Origin of the sequence: Vibrio profundi, assembly GCF_005281835.1 — a bacterium.
Lineage (GTDB): Bacteria > Pseudomonadota > Gammaproteobacteria > Enterobacterales > Vibrionaceae > Vibrio > Vibrio profundi.
In genome coordinates, this window is the sequence record NZ_RZIS01000024.1 from 1 (window position 1) to 687 (window position 687).

The following is a 687-nucleotide window of genomic DNA, read 5'->3' on the forward strand; positions in this document are numbered from 1 at the left end:
TTGAATATACAAGACACTTGAATGTGTTTGTGTTGTGTTTATCTAAAGATAAACATTGAGAACTTTTAAATTTGATTAATTACTCGTAAGTAATCAATCAGTCAGCTTTCCAAATTGTTAAAGAGCAAGAGTTTCTAAACATAAAGCTTTCGAAACCATTTTTAAATATTCTACTTTCTGTTTAAAGAAATAAGAACACTTAAAGATGGTGGGCGATACCGGGCTCGAACCAGTGACCCCCTGCTTGTAAGGCAGGTGCTCTCCCAACTGAGCTAATCGCCCACGAAAGTTTTAATTCCTTGTGGAAGGAATGGTGGAGCTATGCGGGATCGAACCGCAGACCTCCTGCGTGCAAGGCAGGCGCTCTCCCAGCTGAGCTATAGCCCCATATTTTTATTTCCTTGGGAGGAAATGGTGGGTCGTGCAGGATTCGAACCTGCGACCAATTGATTAAAAGTCAACTGCTCTACCAACTGAGCTAACGACCCAATGGTATCCCGTAGGGGAGTCGAACCCCTGTTACCGCCGTGAAAGGGCGGTGTCCTAGGCCTCTAGACGAACGGGACACTGGATTGAAGAACTTGGGAGTTCCTCGTCTCTTTTACTTTCTAAACCTAATCAATCTGTGTGGACACTTATCGTGAATATCTTCGTATAAGGAGGTGATCCAGCCCCAGGTTCCCCTAG

At 44.4% G+C, this 687-nt stretch carries 4 tRNA genes; all 4 read right to left on the minus strand.

What is annotated here, in order from left to right:
• Positions 1 to 206: 206 nt before the first annotated feature.
• The 4 genes from ELZ11_RS23680 to ELZ11_RS23695 all read right to left on the minus strand — a co-directional run bounded on the left by ELZ11_RS23680 (position 207) and on the right by ELZ11_RS23695 (position 566).
• Positions 207 to 282: transfer RNA gene (locus tag ELZ11_RS23680), tRNA-Val, on the minus strand.
• Positions 283 to 311: 29 nt separating this feature from the next.
• Positions 312 to 387 (minus strand) — tRNA-Ala (locus ELZ11_RS23685).
• Positions 388 to 412: 25 nt separating this feature from the next.
• Positions 413 to 488: transfer RNA gene (locus tag ELZ11_RS23690), tRNA-Lys, on the minus strand.
• 2 nt (positions 489 to 490) lie between these two features.
• Positions 491 to 566 (minus strand) — tRNA-Glu (locus ELZ11_RS23695).
• Between the last annotated feature and the right edge of the window lie 121 nt (positions 567 to 687).